Here is a 16401-nt window from a genome sequence, read left to right on the forward strand (position 1 = left end):
CTAGCGTCTTTCCTTGCGTGCCGCCTCGTATCGCGTACGGGCTTCGTTGACTTGGCTGCGTGCCGAAACCTGCGGCACCACCACATCCCACCAGTAGCCGCCGGCATCGGGAACCGGATAGGGATCGGTATCGATGACGACAACGGTGGTGACGATGGCCTCGCGGGCGGCCTCAAGTGCCTTTTCGAGCTCGGCGATCGAGCCGACCTTCGTGGTGCTGGCGCCCATCGACGCGGCGTGCGCGGCAAAATCGATCGGCGGCGGGCCATCGAGATTGGTATGGGCGTAGAGATTGTTGAACTCGGCGCCGCCCGTTTCCATCTGCAGCCGGTTGATGCAGCCGTAGCCGCGGTTGTCGGTGATGACGACGGTGATCTTGAGACCCATGGCGACTGCGGTCGCCAGTTCCGAGTTCATCATCATATAGGAGCCGTCGCCGACCATGACGATGACGTCGCGATGCGGTTCCGCCATCTTGATGCCGAGACCGCCGGCGACCTCGTAACCCATGCAGGAAAAGCCGTATTCCATGTGATAGGACAGCGGCAGCTTGGCCTTCCAGAGCTGGTGCAATTCGCCGGGCATGGTGCCGGCCGCACACATGACGACGGTGTTGTCGCGCGAGGCGCGTTGCACCGCGCCGATGACCTGCATGTCGGTCGGCAGGCTGTTGCCGTCCTTCGGTGGGGCGGTGACGGCATCGGCCTTTTCGAACCAGCCCGCCTTGAGGCTGGCATCCGCCGGGGTGAATCGATGCTCCCCGAGCGCCGCACTCATGAGCTCAAGGCCCACCTTGGCATCGCAGACAAGCGGGATCGCCTCATGCTTGGCACTGTCATAGGATTGAACGTTGAGCGCCAGGATGCGGCGCTCGGGGTTACGGAACAGCGACCAGGAGCCGGTGGTGAAATCCTGGAACCGCGTGCCGACGCCGATCACCAGATCGGCGTTTTCGCAGACGGCATTGGCGCTCGACGCACCCGTCACCCCGACCGGGCCGAAATTGGCCTGGTGATCCCAGGCAAGCGCCGATTTGCCGGCCTGGGTTTCGACCACCGGAATATCGTGTTTTTCGACGAAGGCCTTCAGCGTGTCGCAGGCGCCGGCGAAATGCACGCCGCCGCCGGCGACGATCACCGGATTTCTGGCAGCCTTCAGCGCCTCGACGGCCGCGGCCAGTTCGCGCTCATCCGGGCGAGGCTGGCGGCGGTACCAGATCTTTCGGGCAAAGAAGCTCTCCGGGTAGTCATAGGCCTCTGCCTGGACGTCCTGGCAGAAGGCCAGCGTCACCGGACCGCAATCGGCCGGATCGGTCATCACACGGAAGGCCCGCGGCAGTGCGGTCAACAGATGTTCCGGCCGCATGATGCGATCGAAATAGCGGCTGACCGGGCGGAAGCAGTCGTTGACCGTCATCACGCCGTCGTTAAAATCCTCGATCTGCTGCAGGACCGGGTCCGGGCCGCGATCGGCAAAGACGTCGCCCGGCACAAGCAGCACGGGCAAGCGGTTGACATGGGCAAGGGCCGCCGCGGTGATCATGTTGGCAGCACCGGGGCCGATGGACGAGGTCACCGCCATGGCGCGCTTGCGGCCGAGCTGCTTGGTATAGGCGATCGCCGCATGGGCCATCGACTGTTCGTTCTGGCCACGATAGGTCTGGAACTCGCCCCGCACGCCATGCAGCGCTTCGCCGATGCCGGCGACATTGCCGTGGCCGAAGATGGCCCACATGCCGGCGATGAAGGTTTCGCCCTCTTCGTTGAACTGGTTCATCAGATAGCGCATCATGGCCTGCGCGGCCGTCAATCGCACCGTTTTCATGCGTCTGTTCCTTGTGCGGCACCATTGCGGGCACGATCCCAGACGGTGCACAGATCCTGATATTTTCGGGCCATGTCGGCGATTGCCTGATCGTCGGAGATGTCCCCGGACAGCCAGCGCCGGGCGGCCTCGCCGAAAATGGTGCGGCCCACCGCGAACCCCTTGACCAGATCGAAGCGGGCCGCCGTTGCAAAGCTCTCTTCCAGCTCGACCGCCGGCGCATCGAGGCCCAGGACAACGATGCCGCGCGTATAGGGATCGTTCCTGGAAATCGCCGCACAGGCATTGGCCCAGGAGGCCTCGGTCTTCATCGGCTCGAGTTTCCACCAATCGGGATAGATGCCGATCTCGTAGAAACGCTCGATGATTTTTGCCACCGTATCGTCGTCGGTCGGTCCAACCTTGGAGGGGATGACTTCCAGCAGCATTTCCAGCCGGTTGCGCCGGGCCGCGGCATAGAGCCGGCTCACCGTCGCCTCCTGATCGGCCCGCATCGCTGCGTCATCGTCCGGATGATAGAAACAGAGCACCTTGACGACATTGTCGACCGGCCATTCGCTCAGGCCGCCGAAATCAGGGCCGATCTCCGGCTCCAGCACCAGCGGCCGCGAGCCTGGCCATTCGACGGGACGGCCGATCCACAAACCGGTGCCGGTCGCCTTGTACAACGTATCGCGTCCCAGCCGGCCATCACAGAGGATACCGTAGCCGGGGCGATTGGCTGAGACCTGAAGGGCAGCCTTCAGGCAAAGCCCCTTGAACTCATCAATACGGCTGAGATCGGCTCCGGCCTCCTCGGCCATGGCTTCCAGCTGCATGCGATGATCGAAGGCAAAGACGCGCATTTCGGGCCATTCACCGGTGCGGTTGGTCGACCAGTGCACCTGTTCGAGCGCCTTGTCCTTGCGGAGCGCCTTGTCGCGAATGCCGGTGCGGAAGAAATATTGCAGCTCCTCCCAGCTCGGATAAGCGGGCGTGCAGCCGTGGCGGGAGACGGCAAAGGCGCCGCAGGCATTGGCAAATTTCAGACTGGTCGGCCAGTCCTCTCCCGTCAGCCAGCCCTTGAGCAAGCCGGACATGAAGCCGTCGCCGGCACCGAGCACGTTGAAAACCTCGATGGGGAAACCCTGACCGGTCTGGCCGTCGTCGAGGCTCGCCGGAATATCGCCTTCGAACACCACGGCGCCCATGGGGCCGCGTTTGCAGACCAGCGTTGCGGCCGACACGCCGCGCACCGCTTTCAGCGCCTCGATGGTGTTGGTCGAACCGCCGGCAATATGGAATTCCTCTTCCGTGCCGACGATCAGATCGAACCAGTGCAGGGTCGATTGCAGCTTTGCCGTCACCTGCTGCGATTCGATGAAGCGGCTTTCGCCATCGCCATGGCCGGCCAGGCCCCAGAGGTTGGGACGGTAGTCGATGTCGAGCGCCGTGCGGGCACCGTTGGCCCGGGCCAGCCTGAGGGCCTTCAGGACGGCGGCTTCGGTGCGCGGATGGGACAGATGGGTGCCGGTGACGCAGATGCAGCGGGCCTCCGCCACGAAATCCGGATCGATGTCGTCTTCACACAGCGCCATGTCGGCGCAGTTTTCCCGATAGAAGATCAGCGGAAACTGGCTCTGGTCGCGGATGCCGAGCAGCACCAGGGCGGTCAAACGCTCGTTGTCGGTGACCACGCCGCGCACGTCGACACCTTCGCGCATCAGCTGTTCGCGGATGAAGCGACCCATGTGCTCGTTGCCGACCCGGGTGATGAGCGCCGATTTGAGGCCCAGTCGCGCCGTGCCGGCCGCGATATTCGTCGGGGAACCGCCAATGTATTTGTTGAAGGAGGCCATGTCCTCCAGACGCCCGCCTACCTGGGCCCCGTACAGGTCCACGGATGATCGGCCGATCGTGATCAGATCGAGTTGCGTCAAGATGTCCTCCCTGGCGGCGACGGCGTTCTTGGCGCGCAATCACCTTGTCATAAACGGCCCACCTCTCCCGCTGGCCGTTCTACACGTTCTGAATATGGACTATAAATTCTATTTTTCCCTCTTTCAATACAAATATTCAATCTTCTTGACGGGCCGTTCCCACCGCCACCGACAGGGCAATCGCCAGACAGAGGGTGGCCGACAGCGACCGGAAGGCGCCGAAATCGACCTCGGACACAGACAGCGTGATCGCGCCGAACTTGCGCATCGGGCTGACGATCGTATCGGTGACGGCGACCACGGGAATGCCACGCGCCGATACGGTTTCCACCAGATCGATCGTCTCGCTCGAATAGGGCGAGAAGGTGATGGCCAGAAGCACGTCCCCCGGCCGGATCGCATGATGGTTTTCGAGTTTGCCGACCGCGCTGTGCAACATGGCCGGGACATTCATCTTTTCAAAGGCATAGGCCATGTAGCTGGCGACCGGGAAAGAGCGCCGCAGGCCGATGATATGGATCATCTGGGCCCCGGACAGCATTTGCACCGCCTGTTCCAGCACCGGCGGATCGATAGTCTTGAGCAGGCCTTCCAGGGAAGTGCGGCCGGCCTCGACGAATTCGGCGAGCAGCGCGGACGGACTGCCTTCCGCCTTTTCCCGCAGGTGATGCAGGCGCGTCGTATAGTCCGGCCAGCCACCGACATAGGATTCGCGGAACAGGCGCTGCATCTCCGAAAAGCCGGAAAAGCCGAGGATCTGGCAGAAGCGCATGAAAGCGGAAGGCTGCACGCCGGCCCCGTCGGCCATCTCCGCCACCGTCGATACGGCAATGCGATCCTTATTGGCGGCAACGTAATCGGCACATTGCCGCAGCCGTTTCGGCAGGTTTTCCGACACTTCCAGAAGCCGTTCTTCGAATGCCTTGAGGGTGGCGGGGCTGTCGGTCTCTGCCATATCTGTCCTTCTGGCCCTGGGCACTTGACATAAACAATATCGCAATCTAGCAAAATGGAACGTATATTCCAAACGAAGATTTCGGCGGCGCGAGGAGCAGCCGCTGCGATTTTCTGGTGTGCTGCCTGGCCTTCGAAGGCGAAGGACGGCGCATCGGAATGGAGCGCATGTGTGCGTGGTTTTCAAGCGCCGTCAATCCGGATGGAGGGCGGCCAGGGAGGAGAATGACATGGTAACGAAACTGGCGCTTCTGGGAGCCGGCCGCATCGGCAAGGTCCATGCAAAGGCGATTGCCGAAGACAAGCGGGCCAGGCTTGTGGCCGTGGCGGATGCCTTTGCGGAGGCTGCCAATGCCATCGCGGCCGCCACGGGCTGCGCGGTGAAGACGATCGACGAGATCGAGGCAGACCCCGAGATCGATGCCGTCATCATCTGCACGCCGACCAATACCCATGCCGACCTGATCGAGCGTTTTGCCAGGGCGGGCAAGGCGATCTTCTGCGAGAAGCCGATCGACCTCGATGTTGCCCGTGCCAGAGCCTGCCTGGAAACGGTTCGCAAGACCGGCGCCAGGGTGATGCTCGGCTTCAACCGTCGCTTCGATCCACATTTCCGGGCGGTCCGCAAGGCGATCGACGATGGCAAGATCGGCAAGGTCGAGATGGTGACGATCACCAGCCGCGATCCCGGCGCGCCGCCGCCGGAGTATATCAAGGTCTCGGGCGGCATTTTCCGCGACATGACCATTCATGATTTCGACATGGCACGCTTCCTGCTCGGCGAGGAGATCGTCACGGTGATGGCGGTCGGCGCCGTGCTGGTCGATCCGAAGATCGGCGAACTCGGCGACTACGACAGCGCCAGCCTGATGTTGACCACCGCCAGCGGCCGGCAATGCGTGATCTCCAACTCCCGTCGCGCCACCTATGGCTACGACCAGCGCATCGAAGTGCACGGATCGCTCGGCTCTGTTTCGGCGGAAAACCAGCGGCCGGTGTCGATCGAGATCGCCAACAAGGACGGTTATACACGCCCGCCGCTGCATGATTTCTTCATGACCCGTTATACCGCCGCCTATGCTGCCGAAATCTCGGCCTTCATCGACTGCGTCGAGACCGGCTCGGCACCTTCGCCCTCTGCCGAAGACGGGCTGATCGCCCTGACGCTGGCCGATGCGGCGCTGAAAGCCGCCCGCGAGAATATCGCGGTTTCCGTCAAGGCGTAGGCCGGACCGCTTTCTCCATCAAAGCGGCGCGCTTGCCGGTGCGCCGCCTTTTTTTCATGCGATTTTCTCGGACACCGGGTGTTTTCGCGGGCCCTGAAACCATTGCACCAGCGGGCGCTCGATCATGAGATAGGCCAGAGAGCCGATCGCGATCCCGGCCAGAACCGACGACACGAGAATGAGCGGACCAGGGAGCCCCAATGCCAGGCCAAGCTTGGCGACGACGGATATGGCAAAGGTGTGCCAGAGATAGATGGAATAGGAGGCATTGCCGAGGAAGGCCGGCACCGGCCATTTGACGATGAGATCTTTCGCCTCCAGCGCCAGGATGCCCAGCACCATGGCCACGGCCAGCGGACCGCAGGTCCAGGCATCGAAGCCAAACCCGCCGATCTGGATGATCGCAAAGCCGGCCAGGCCTGCCGCGATCAATGCCGCTCCACCGAGCACGCCCGGTACCCTGCCGCTTAGCCAGGCTTGCCCCAGAATCATGCCGGCAACGAATTCCAGGATGATCGGCCTTGTATAGGTGAAGACAAAGGCATTGTCCGGCGACGCGGCCATGCCGAATACGGTAAGGCTCACAAAAAGAACCGCAATGGCGGCCAGCCGCGGGGCCTTCGGCAGCAGAAGCCCCAAGGCAAAGACGAGGTAGAAGAACATCTCGTAATTGAGCGTCCAGCCCTGCACCAGAACCGGCCAGATCTCGCCATTGCTGGGCGAGCGGACCGGCAGGAAAAACAGCGACCCCAGCACATGGGTCGCGGTCAATTTCAGGTTTGGAAACAGCCCGACGATCGCGCCGGCGACCATGGCCGCGGTGGCCAGCCAGTAGATCGGCACAATACGGCGGGCGCGCTCGGCCAGAAACTGAACCGGCGTAACCGGCCTGCGATCGCAGATCACCCACATGATGAAGCCGCTGATGACGAAGAAGATATCGACGCCGGCCGCACCGATCGCAAAATGATAGCCGGACTTTTCCGCGGCGTGGAACAGCACCACGGCAAAGGCGGCTGCGGCACGCAGATATTGGATACCGTAGAGGGTTCTCATGACGTGCCCTTCATCCGAGCCAGTGAGTCATAGGCTGCGAAATCCTGCGGGGGACCGGCTATCGGCAAGACGGGGATGTATTCCGTCGTCTTGATCGGCTGGCGGAGCGTCAGTTTGCCGGCGGTGAAATAGAGAAGGAACGAGCCGACATGATAGGGCGTCATCGTGTCGATTTCGACAAAGGCCCGGATCACCAGAAGCATGGCGACACCGAACAGAACTGCGGCGTCGGGATCGCGCGCATGACTCAACAGACGACCAAGATGGCCGAGCAAGGCAACGACGAGGACCAGGCACAGCAGGAAAAGCCCGATCAGCCCGGTCTCGACCGCAGCCTCGATGAAGGTGTTGTGAAAATGGAAACCGGAGCGCGAGCCGATGAAAAACTCTTCCCATAGCCGCTCAGGTTCCGAAAAGCCCTGGACCCAGTAGGCCTGGTAACCGACGCCGAAATACGGATTGGCGCCGGCCGCCTCGATGCCCTGTTGCCAGAGATAGGTGCGCCCGGTCAGCGTCGAATCCTTGCCGAAGGCGCCGAGCACCAGATCGATGCCACCGCCATAGATGAGGCCCACACCCGCCACGATGGCAAACACCGTGCCGGCCAGAAAGAGGATCTTGCGCTTGTCGGGCGACAGCATCTGTAGCACACGCAGCCCGAGGGATATGGCGATGACGACCGCGACGGTCAGAACGGATGTCGCCGATTGCGATGCAAAGAGACAATAGGCAGCGAGAAGACCGACCACTCCGCAAGGTGCCAGCCAGAGGGGCCGCTCGCCAAGAACGAAAGCCGCCGCAAAGGCGAAATAGATGCCAAGCGAGGCATAGAAGCCGAGCTGGTTTTTCGAGGCGAAGGCACCGACGAAGCTGAAACCGCCGTCGATCGGATCGAAGTGATAGACCCCGAACAACAGCGAGTAGGTGAGCACAAGGCCTATGCCGGCAATCGCACCGCGGGTCAGGGTGCGGATGTCGATGGTGCGCATGGCGATCAGCGCGCATACCACATGGGTCATGTACTGGATGGCCGTGCGCGTGGTGACGGAGGGGGCGGCCGACCAAAAGATCGACAGTCCGCAAAAGATCGCAAAGCCGAGAATCCAGACATATCGGGTATAGTTGCCCAGAACGGCGCGATAATTGACGAGGGCCAAGGGGAACCACAGGCCGTAATAAGCCAGGATCGATACCTGACCGAAGCGGGTCGAATAGGCGAAGATGAACACCGACAGCGCGATGGCGATCGTGCCATAGAGCTGGTTTTCACCCGGTTCGATCAGGCTGGATTTGGCGATCCGCATCAAGACCTCATCGCATAGCGATGGCGGCATTCACCTTGATCACGTCGCCGGGTACGATCCTGGTGTTTTCGTCGGCCGGTATTTCGGAAATCTTGCCGTCCTTGTCCCGCACGATCGTGTAGGTGATGGCGGCGGCCGACGCATCGGCCTTCAAGGCGGCCGCTTCCGTGGACTGCATCAGGGCTTCGGCCATCAGGTCGCGGCTGGTGCCGAGCTTCAGGGCGATCTTGTCGAGTTCGCTCTCGGTATTCTGCAACTCCTGCGCCAATTGTGCATCCCAGTCGTTTCGAAGCGTGATCTCATCTTGATCCGCTTCGCTGACATCCTGCCGGGCTCGCAACTTGGAGGTGTCTATATCGAGCAGGGTTGCCTGCAGGTCGGTGACCTGCCTCTCGATTTCCAGTTTCCGGGAGCTGACGGTCAGGCCCTTTTCCGTCAGGTTATAGATCTTCTGCCGATCCACTTCGACCAGACCAAGTTGCCGGTTCTGGGTTTCGGATTTTTTATTGAGTGACACGATCTCGTTCTGCAGCAGCGTTTTCAGATCGCTCAGCGCCGTCAGTTGCAGCTTGAGCTTCTTGTCGCGCGACACCATGAGGGCCCGCTCGCTTTCCAGAATTTCTTCAGCCTCTGGCACATCTTTGAGGGCTGCCGGCAGTTCGATAGTACCCTTGCCGGACATCTCCGCCATCAGGCGGGCGCGGCGCACGAGCAAGCGGTTTCGATCGGCGATCAGCAAGGACGAATCGCCTTCCGACTGGATCATATCGCGGGCGAAGCGCTGGCCCATCTCGGCGCGCCGCAATCCACCGCCGAGACTGATGGCCTTCAGGACCGTCATGCCGGGGGCATAGGGATATTCACCGGGGGTCTGCACCTCGCCGGCAATATAGACCGGCCGATATTCGGCAACCTCCACGGAGGCGGACGGCCGGTCGCGCAGGCCGAAAAGCTGCTGCATTTTCTCGCCGATGTCGGCGGCCATTTCCGCCGTGGTCTTGCCGGAGGCTGAAAGCTCGCCGATGAAGGGCAGGGACAGAGTGCCGGAAGCGCCCACCGCATAATCGCCGCTGACCGCTGTCCAGTCGCGAACCGTGCCCTCGGCGGTCTGCCATTCGGACACACGCACCCGGACCTTGTCCATAACACCCAGATGATAGTCTTCCGCCGTCACCGGAGACACCAGGCAGACAAGCAAAGACAGCCCGAGTAGCGTCCCTCTGGACCATGGGAAACGACTGAAGGCCGGGTTTGCCCCGGTCAATGCGGATTTCTGCATAGGAATGCCTCGTGTTCTGTTCGAGGGTCCCAACCGCATGGATATGCGGATGGGATTCGTTTTCAGTAGCTGCCGCGAGACAGGCAGACAGCTGGAACGGTCCGGGCGACGATGAGAAAATCGCTGACCAGGGACCAGTTCTTCACGTAATGGGTGTCCATGGCCACGCGGGACGCATAGGACACATCGTTGCGGCCGCTCACCTGCCAGAGGCCGGTCAAGCCGGGTCTGGTCTGCAGGTAGAAGACGGCGGCCGCCTCGTACATTTCGAGCTCATCTTCCACCACCGGGCGAGGCCCGACGACGCTCATCTCTCCCCGGATGATATTGATGAGCTGTGGCAGCTCATCAAGGCTGAGCTTGCGCAAGACGCCACCCACCAGGGTGATGCGGGGATCGTCCTGAAGCTTGCGTGTCTGCCGCCACTCCTCGTAGGCGGCAGGATTCTGCTGGAAATAGTCCTGCAGAAGGCGATCACCATCCTGTCGCATCGTGCGGAATTTCAGGCAATGGAAACTCTGCCCGTTATGCCCGATACGGCGATGACCATAGAAGACCTTGCCGCCGTCGGAGAATTTGACGAGGGCCATGAGAAGCAGAAACAAGGGGCTAAAAAAAACCAGTGCCAGACTGGCAGCCAGAATGTCGAAACCCCTTTTGGATATCCCTCCCACCGGCGGGGAGCCGGCATTAAGCGTGCTAAACAACGGCGTGCTTGCCGATCGAGTCGCGGACTTCATAGAGATGACTCCATTTACGTTGGCGATTGGTCGGGTCCCGGAGGACGGAGCCCTATCCAAGAGCAAGCCTGTGGTAAGAATTTGTCCTTCGCAACAGTCTTTTAAAGGCCCGTCTGCAGCGGTTAAAAAATAGTCCGTTTTGAATGTATGAATATTAAGAATATTTTTCCTCTCGGCCCAATCTAAAATGAATTTCATTCTCATATTAGCAATGAATTACCCAAATTTTCTGACATCACGAAACATTGCTAGGCAAATTTGCTGAAATCGGTATGGTTATTTATAAATCTAATCGTTTAGTTTCTTGACCGATCGCAATCTATAGGGGCGACGGCGACTGCCGCGGGAAAATTTTTGCGCCGCATCATTATATTGCACTGCACATTTTTCCATTCTAAATCTCTAATCTTGTAACAATTCGTGATAATAGGACGGGCTGAGAAGGCTCTTCGGAAACCCTTCGCCGTGGCGCCGCGCAGTATTCTGCCTCATTTCACCCGGTTGTGGTCCGAATTGAGGCCAAAACAGGCAGGCCCGTGAAACGTGATTCCCACAACGCTCCGATTCGACCTTTCTCTTATGGTTAATATTTTGCTCTCAACGAGCGGCAATTTGAGCCTTCGATGTAACCGAACCGAAAGAAGCGGCATGCTATTGGCAAAAAGAAATATGCCACAGCCGCTTGTGCCCTCGCTTAATCATTGAAATCCAGGGCCCAATTCAATATATCTCTTGTGGCCTAGAGGAGAGGCAGTGTTCAAGATGAGGAAATTCACCAAATATTTGGGCAAGAGGTAGCGCTATGTATGCACCTCGTGTTTTTGCCAGCATGATCGGCGCGTTGATTGTCTTCGCGTTGGCCACTTATGCTTTGAGTGGTTCTCTATTTGGCACATTCATACAAACCATTATATGCGCCATTTTGCTCCAAGTCGGATATTTCGCGGCCACGCTCTACCTTGTCTGGCGGGCGGCGCGAGACCGCAAGCCGATCCCAGGCGCATCCAAAAGCCTGAACGATGACAAGCAGTTAGCAAATCCGACTGTGTCGAGCCTCAACAAGACAGGTCATTCCAACCTCTAAACTCGCACGGTTGCGTGCCCGGGCTTTCTTGTCACTCGCCGCTTTTGCGACATGATCGGCTCCCATCCTTGCTGAAAGCAAAGGCCCATGCTGTCATGGGTGCCTGACGCAAGTGGACAGAGGAGCAGGGAATGCCGGCAACTTCGGACGTATGCGTGATCATCGCCGCCAAGAACGCCTCGGCCACCATCGGCCGCGCCGTCGCATCGGCGCTGGCAGAGCCGGAAACGACAGAGATCGTCGTTCTAGACGACGGATCGACGGATACAACGGCGGCGGCAGCCGAGGCGGCAGATGACGGCAGCGGGCGGCTCAAGATTATCCGATTTTCCGAAAACCAAGGCCCTGCGGCAGCCCGCAACCATGCCATCGCTCATTCCCGAGCGTCCCTGCTGGCGGTGCTCGATGCAGACGACTTTTTCCTGCCCGGCCGCTTCCAGCGGCTTTTTCGTGAAACCGACTGGGATTTCATCGCCGACAATATCGTCTTCGTCGACGAGGCCGGCGCCGCCCAGGCGTCTAGGGCAGTCCCGCGCTTTCAGTCGCAGGCACGGCTTCTCGATCTCAAAGGTTTCATCGAAGGCAATATTTCGCAGCGCGGCAAGCAGCGGGGAGAAATCGGCTTTCTAAAGCCGGTCATGCGGCGCAGCTTTCTCGATGCCCACGGCCTGCGCTACCAGGACAGTCTCCGGCTCGGCGAGGACTACGATCTCTATGCGCGGGCGCTGGCACGCGGCGCACGCTACAAGATCGTTCACGGTTGCGGATATGGCGCAGTGGTGCGACACGATTCCTTGAGCGGCAGCCACCGGACCGACGATCTGAAACGGCTGTTCGAGGCCGACAGGGCGATGCTTGCGGATCCGACCTTTCCCGCAGACGCGGCCGCGCTGATCCATCGACACGAGCGGCATATTCGCGGGCGGTACGAGCTACGCCATTTTCTCGATCTGAAGAAGGCGCGCGGACCTGGCGCCGCACTGGGCTACATGATGGCCCGGCCAGGAGCGATTCCGGCTATCGTCGGCGGCATTCTCGCCGACAAGACGGAGCGTTTCCGGCCACGACAGGCAACGGCACCGGCCGATGCCGGCACCCCTGCCTTTCGCTATCTTTTGCCGGCGATCCCGGAACCGGATCAGCAATAGTCCCGGCGCACGCCTTCGATGACCTCCAGGAAGCGATCCTTGCGCGCCTGCAACACCGTGTCAGTGCTCAACTGCGGCGCGGCGCGGCTTGCCTGCCAGAGGGCAAGGGCGGATGGCGCTGCCAGCGCCTGCTTTGCAACCATGCGCAAAGGCGTCTGGCGGGGCTTGTGCGACTGCACCAGAACATCACCGTCGATCTTCTTGCTGTTCGGATCCTCCGGCGGTGGCGCACCGGTCTCGAAATCCACGCCCCAGAACCGCGCTCCCTTCACGACCGCTTCGGCGCGGCTTGAAATGGGAACCTGACGAGGCTTGTAGCTGACACCGACGGTCTGTGCCCAATCGCTCCATTTGAAGCTGTTGATGCTGTGCGACGTGGTGACCGCTACCCACGGTACGCGGAAAGCGTCGGCGAGAATGGCGCCATGCATGGATTCGGCGACGATCAGCTCGGACTGGGCAATGGCGCGGATCACGTCCTTGGCCTCGCCGCGCGGATCGATGTAGTTCAGGCCGACCAGGCTGCAGACCGCCGGCCACATGCCGGCAATCGCCGACTCCCAGTGAGGCACGAAGCTCTTCTTGTACTTCTTCGGCAGGTCTTTGAATTCCGGCATATCGGCGACCATGACGGCGGGATCGATGATGCCTTTCTCGGGGGGAATGCCCACCTTTTCGGCTGTCAGCGGCCCGCGCACGGAGCGAATGTCCCATTCGGATGGATCGCTCATATCGGGCAAGGCGCCGTAGCCGAAACCGCTGCCCAGAACCAGCTTGTGGCCGCCCTTCGGCAGAAGGGCACGGTTGAGCACCGTGCCAACACCGACCAGCAGGGTATCGGGGCTGGCGTCGCGAAAACCGGGCAGAAGAAAATCCCAAAGCCAGAGATTGAGATCGTCGCCGAAGTTTCCGTGCTCGGATTCCCAGTAATAGGGTTTCATGACTGTCTCCTTTGGAAGACGAAAGAGAAGAGGCTGACAGGAGTGCGAAGCGATGCCCGACCACGGCCCCAGGACGCGCGTGCCGGCATAGCCGAATTCATCTCGACAGTTTGCCCACGGCCAGTGCCATGGCGCTTTGCAGGATGCGCGGGTCGCGCCAGAACCAGCGGGCGAGAAGATCGAACTGTGGCAGCTTGCGCCGCTTGAGCAGCCGCGCCTGGCTCCATAGCGCCTGGCGCCTTGCCGTCTGCTTGTAGCCCCGGATGGAGGCGATTTCAGCCGGCCGGCGCGAGAAGCGTCCCTCGATCGTGTCGAGCGCCACCCACGTGTTGAATTGCTGCCTGAGGAATTGCGGCGAGTCGGAATCGATGCTGTGGAAAATGTTGATCCCCTCGCCGCGTTCGGCACCGGCCGCATCGCACAGGATGACCCGCTTGGCTCCGAGTACACAATCGCAGAAGAACAGCACGTCCTCGGCCGCCAGACGAAGTTCAGCCTCAAACCGGATAGTCCGGAAAAGGCTGGGGCCGATCACCATGCAGGACAGGTGCAGGAAGCTCCAGTTCTTCAGCATGACGCTTGAGAGTTCCGGCAGCTCGACGACAAGCGGGCTCTCGGCGAGACGCACCACCCGTTCGGTCTTTTCCAGGTGGGCGATGCCGAAATGGTAGTAGAAGGCGTCTCCACCGGTGATGGAGGCCCAATAGCAATCGGCACCGAACTGGCTCATGCTTTCATAGGCATTTTTCAAGTGATCGGCGGTCCACAGATCGTCGGAATCCAGGAAGGCCACGAATTCCGTGTCCGCCGGGACGTGATCAAGGCCGGTGTTGCGAGCCCCGCCCGGTCCGGCATTCGGTTGACTGATGACTTTTATGCGCGTTCTTTGCTCCGGAGAAAGCGGCGCCAATTCGTCAGAGATCGGATACGGCGACTGGTCATCGACAATGATGACATTAAAATCAGTGAAGGTCTGTGCGAAGACGGATCCCAGCGCACGCCGGAGAATGCCCGCCTCCTTCTGGTAGTAAGGAATGATAACTGTCAGCTTCGCCATCTTTTCGCCCCTGCGGTTTTTCTAAAAGAGGTCTAGTGGTCTTCCTCCCATCAGGCTGCGGCCTTTATCCGGCTCAAGTCTTTTCGTTGTCTTCCCTCTCCCACTCCCCATAGGATGTTGCCATGCCCCCAGTCGTCAACGCCAAATCGGTCACGCGCAATGTCGGCTGGAGTGTCTTATCCAAGACAGGCACATTCGGGCTTAAATTTGTCACGGTGCCGATTTTGGCGCGCATCCTGTCGCCGGACGAGTTCGGGGCGGTCGCCGTGGCACTGGCTGTTGTGCAGTTTCTGGCCATGATCGGCGGGGCCGGCTTTGCCTCGGCGCTGATCATCCAGCACGAGGAGGAAATGGAAACCATACATTCGGTTTTCTGGGCAAATCTGGTGATCTCCTGCCTGATGGCGGCCGGCCTCTATGTCTATTCTGATCCAATCGCCACCCTGCTCGGGGCCAAGGAGGCAGCTTATCTTCTTGAAATCATGAGTTTCCTCATTCCGCTACAGCTTTGCGGCGATGTGGCCTATGCGCTACTCGCCCGCCGCATGCAGTTCAGCAAGGATGCCTTGTGGAGCATGATTTCCGAAACGCTCGGGGCCATCCTCGCCGTGCTGCTGGCGATCTTCGGCTTCGGCGTCTATGCTCTTCTGGCGCAGCTCTTTTCCTCCGCCCTCATCCGGCTTTTCGGGCTTTACGCCGTATCGCGATATGCGCCCCGCTTCGTCTTCCATCCGCGCCGAGTGCTGGCGCTCGGCCGGTTCAGCCTCGGCATGATGGGCTCGGAGATCGCCAATTTCATCACCTTCCAGTCACCGATGGTCGTCATATCGCGCTATCTCGGGCTGGCCGACGCCGGTGCCTATTCCGCGGCAAACCGGTTCTCCAGCATTCCGAACCAGGTCGTGCTGTCCGCGGTGATGGGTGTCCTGTTCCCGGCCTTCAGCACCATGATGCATGACCGGGACCGTCGATCGCAGGCCTTGATGCTGAGCACCCAGGTGACCACCGTGCTGCTGGCACCGATGATGTTCGGCCTCTGGGCGATCGCCGAGCCGGCCATGCTGGTGCTATTCGGCAAGCAATGGGCCTATGCGTGGCCGGTGCTCAGCCTCCTGGCGCTATCGAAGGGGATATTGACGCCATGCAGCACCTATATTCCCTACCTCAAGGGGGTAGGTCATGGCGGAACGCTGTTCTGGTGGGCCGTCATCCGGGCCGTTGTGACGACCGCGGCCGTGGCCTATGCAGCGGCAACCGGCACGCTGGTGGATGCGATGATCGCACTCTGCGTCATCAATGCCTTGGTGCTGTGCGGCTATAGCTGGGTGGTATTCCGGGCCGACGGGACCGCCTTTTTCAAAGGATTTTTCATTACCACCCGGCCGATGTTCACGGCGCTTGCGATGGCGGTCGCAGTCCGTCTGGCTCTGGATCACTATGGACATCTGGTGCCCAATCCGGTCCTGCAGCTGATCGCCGGCGCCTTGGCTGGCGGCACCCTCTATGCTGTTCTGGTCGTCCTGACCGAACGGCCGCTTCTCAAAAAACTGAAGGAAATGGTGCGCAACCGGAGGTCCGCTTCCCCGGTCTGACGCGGTTCGTGCAAATCGATTTAGACGCGCCGCAACCGGCCCGCCTGCCTCAATCCTGCACACTTTTTGCCTGAAACGGCACATTCAGCCCATCTTCGGACACTTAGTCCTAGGGAATTTCGAAACGAGTTTGCGCAGATCCCAATTGCCTCCTGCCGCGTATTTAAGCACATACGAAATCTCCGCAACGGCTTGTCACGGCGTCGTTTTCAAGCCTTTCGCCGACAAACGAACACTTCATCGCAGCTCTGGTTTTCGACACCATTTGGGTGCACCG

At 60.5% G+C, this 16401-nt stretch carries 13 protein-coding genes; 4 read left to right on the forward strand and 9 right to left on the reverse strand.

Going from position 1 to position 16401, the window contains the following annotated elements; genetic code table 11:
• The 3 genes from iolD to HFC70_RS12990 form a co-directional block, all read right to left on the reverse strand.
• Complete coding sequence (iolD, locus tag HFC70_RS12980) at positions 1–1824, reverse strand: 3D-(3,5/4)-trihydroxycyclohexane-1,2-dione acylhydrolase (decyclizing) (protein WP_168473680.1); 1824 nt, start codon at positions 1822–1824, stop codon at positions 1–3.
• A complete protein-coding gene (iolC, locus tag HFC70_RS12985) occupies positions 1821–3746 on the reverse strand; it encodes a 5-dehydro-2-deoxygluconokinase (protein WP_168473784.1) in 1926 nt (641 codons plus the stop codon). The genes iolD and iolC overlap by 4 nt, the downstream gene beginning before the upstream one ends.
• A gap of 133 nt (positions 3747–3879) precedes the next feature.
• A complete protein-coding gene (locus HFC70_RS12990; protein ID WP_168473681.1) occupies positions 3880–4698 on the reverse strand; it encodes a MurR/RpiR family transcriptional regulator in 819 nt (272 codons plus the stop codon).
• A 229-nt stretch (positions 4699–4927) separates the two neighbouring features.
• Between HFC70_RS12990 and iolG the strand changes: the two genes are divergently transcribed.
• A complete protein-coding gene (iolG, locus tag HFC70_RS12995) occupies positions 4928–5923 on the forward strand; it encodes an inositol 2-dehydrogenase (RefSeq protein WP_168473682.1) in 996 nt (331 codons plus the stop codon).
• 54 nt (positions 5924–5977) lie between these two features.
• Here the strand turns inward: iolG and HFC70_RS13000 are convergent, their stop codons facing one another.
• The 4 genes from HFC70_RS13000 to HFC70_RS13015 all read right to left on the reverse strand — a co-directional run bounded on the left by HFC70_RS13000 (position 5978) and on the right by HFC70_RS13015 (position 10302).
• Positions 5978–6979 carry an acyltransferase gene (locus HFC70_RS13000; RefSeq protein WP_168473683.1) on the reverse strand — a complete coding sequence of 334 codons (1002 nt, stop codon included), beginning with the start codon at positions 6977–6979 and terminating at the stop codon, positions 5978–5980.
• Entirely contained in the window at positions 6976–8283 is a 1308-nt protein-coding gene (locus HFC70_RS13005) for an O-antigen ligase (RefSeq protein ID WP_168473684.1), read from the reverse strand. Before HFC70_RS13005 ends, HFC70_RS13000 begins: the two co-directional genes overlap by 4 nt.
• A gap of 7 nt (positions 8284–8290) precedes the next feature.
• Complete coding sequence (locus tag HFC70_RS13010) at positions 8291–9562, reverse strand: polysaccharide biosynthesis/export family protein (protein ID WP_168473685.1); 1272 nt, start codon at positions 9560–9562, stop codon at positions 8291–8293.
• 62 nt (positions 9563–9624) lie between these two features.
• On the reverse strand, positions 9625–10302 hold the full coding sequence (locus HFC70_RS13015; protein WP_168473686.1) for a sugar transferase: 678 nt from the start codon (positions 10300–10302) through the stop codon (positions 9625–9627).
• An 802-nt stretch (positions 10303–11104) separates the two neighbouring features.
• On the opposite strand from HFC70_RS13015, the gene HFC70_RS13020 reads away from it, so the two are divergent.
• Together HFC70_RS13020 and HFC70_RS13025 are read left to right on the forward strand one after the other, a co-directional pair.
• Positions 11105–11386, forward strand: coding sequence for an exopolysaccharide production repressor protein (locus tag HFC70_RS13020; protein WP_168473687.1), 282 nt, complete (start codon positions 11105–11107; stop codon positions 11384–11386).
• Between the two features lie 131 nt (positions 11387–11517).
• On the forward strand, positions 11518–12534 hold the full coding sequence (locus HFC70_RS13025) for a glycosyltransferase family 2 protein (RefSeq protein WP_168473688.1): 1017 nt from the start codon (positions 11518–11520) through the stop codon (positions 12532–12534).
• On the opposite strand, the gene HFC70_RS13030 is transcribed toward HFC70_RS13025, so the two are convergent.
• Positions 12525–13475 carry a polysaccharide pyruvyl transferase family protein gene (locus HFC70_RS13030; protein ID WP_168473689.1) on the reverse strand — a complete coding sequence of 317 codons (951 nt, stop codon included), beginning with the start codon at positions 13473–13475 and terminating at the stop codon, positions 12525–12527. The genes HFC70_RS13025 and HFC70_RS13030 overlap by 10 nt on opposite strands.
• A 97-nt stretch (positions 13476–13572) precedes the next feature.
• Positions 13573–14532, reverse strand: a complete 960-nt coding sequence (locus HFC70_RS13035) for a glycosyltransferase (RefSeq protein ID WP_168473690.1) — start codon at positions 14530–14532, stop codon at positions 13573–13575.
• Between the two features lie 122 nt (positions 14533–14654).
• Here HFC70_RS13035 and HFC70_RS13040 point away from each other — a divergent pair, with 122 nt between their 5' ends.
• Positions 14655–16124 carry a lipopolysaccharide biosynthesis protein gene (locus tag HFC70_RS13040; protein ID WP_168473691.1) on the forward strand — a complete coding sequence of 490 codons (1470 nt, stop codon included), beginning with the start codon at positions 14655–14657 and terminating at the stop codon, positions 16122–16124.
• Positions 16125–16401: the final 277 nt, after the last annotated feature.

It is taken from the genome of Agrobacterium sp. a22-2 (assembly GCF_012276985.1).
Taxonomy (GTDB): Bacteria; Pseudomonadota; Alphaproteobacteria; order Rhizobiales; family Rhizobiaceae; genus Allorhizobium.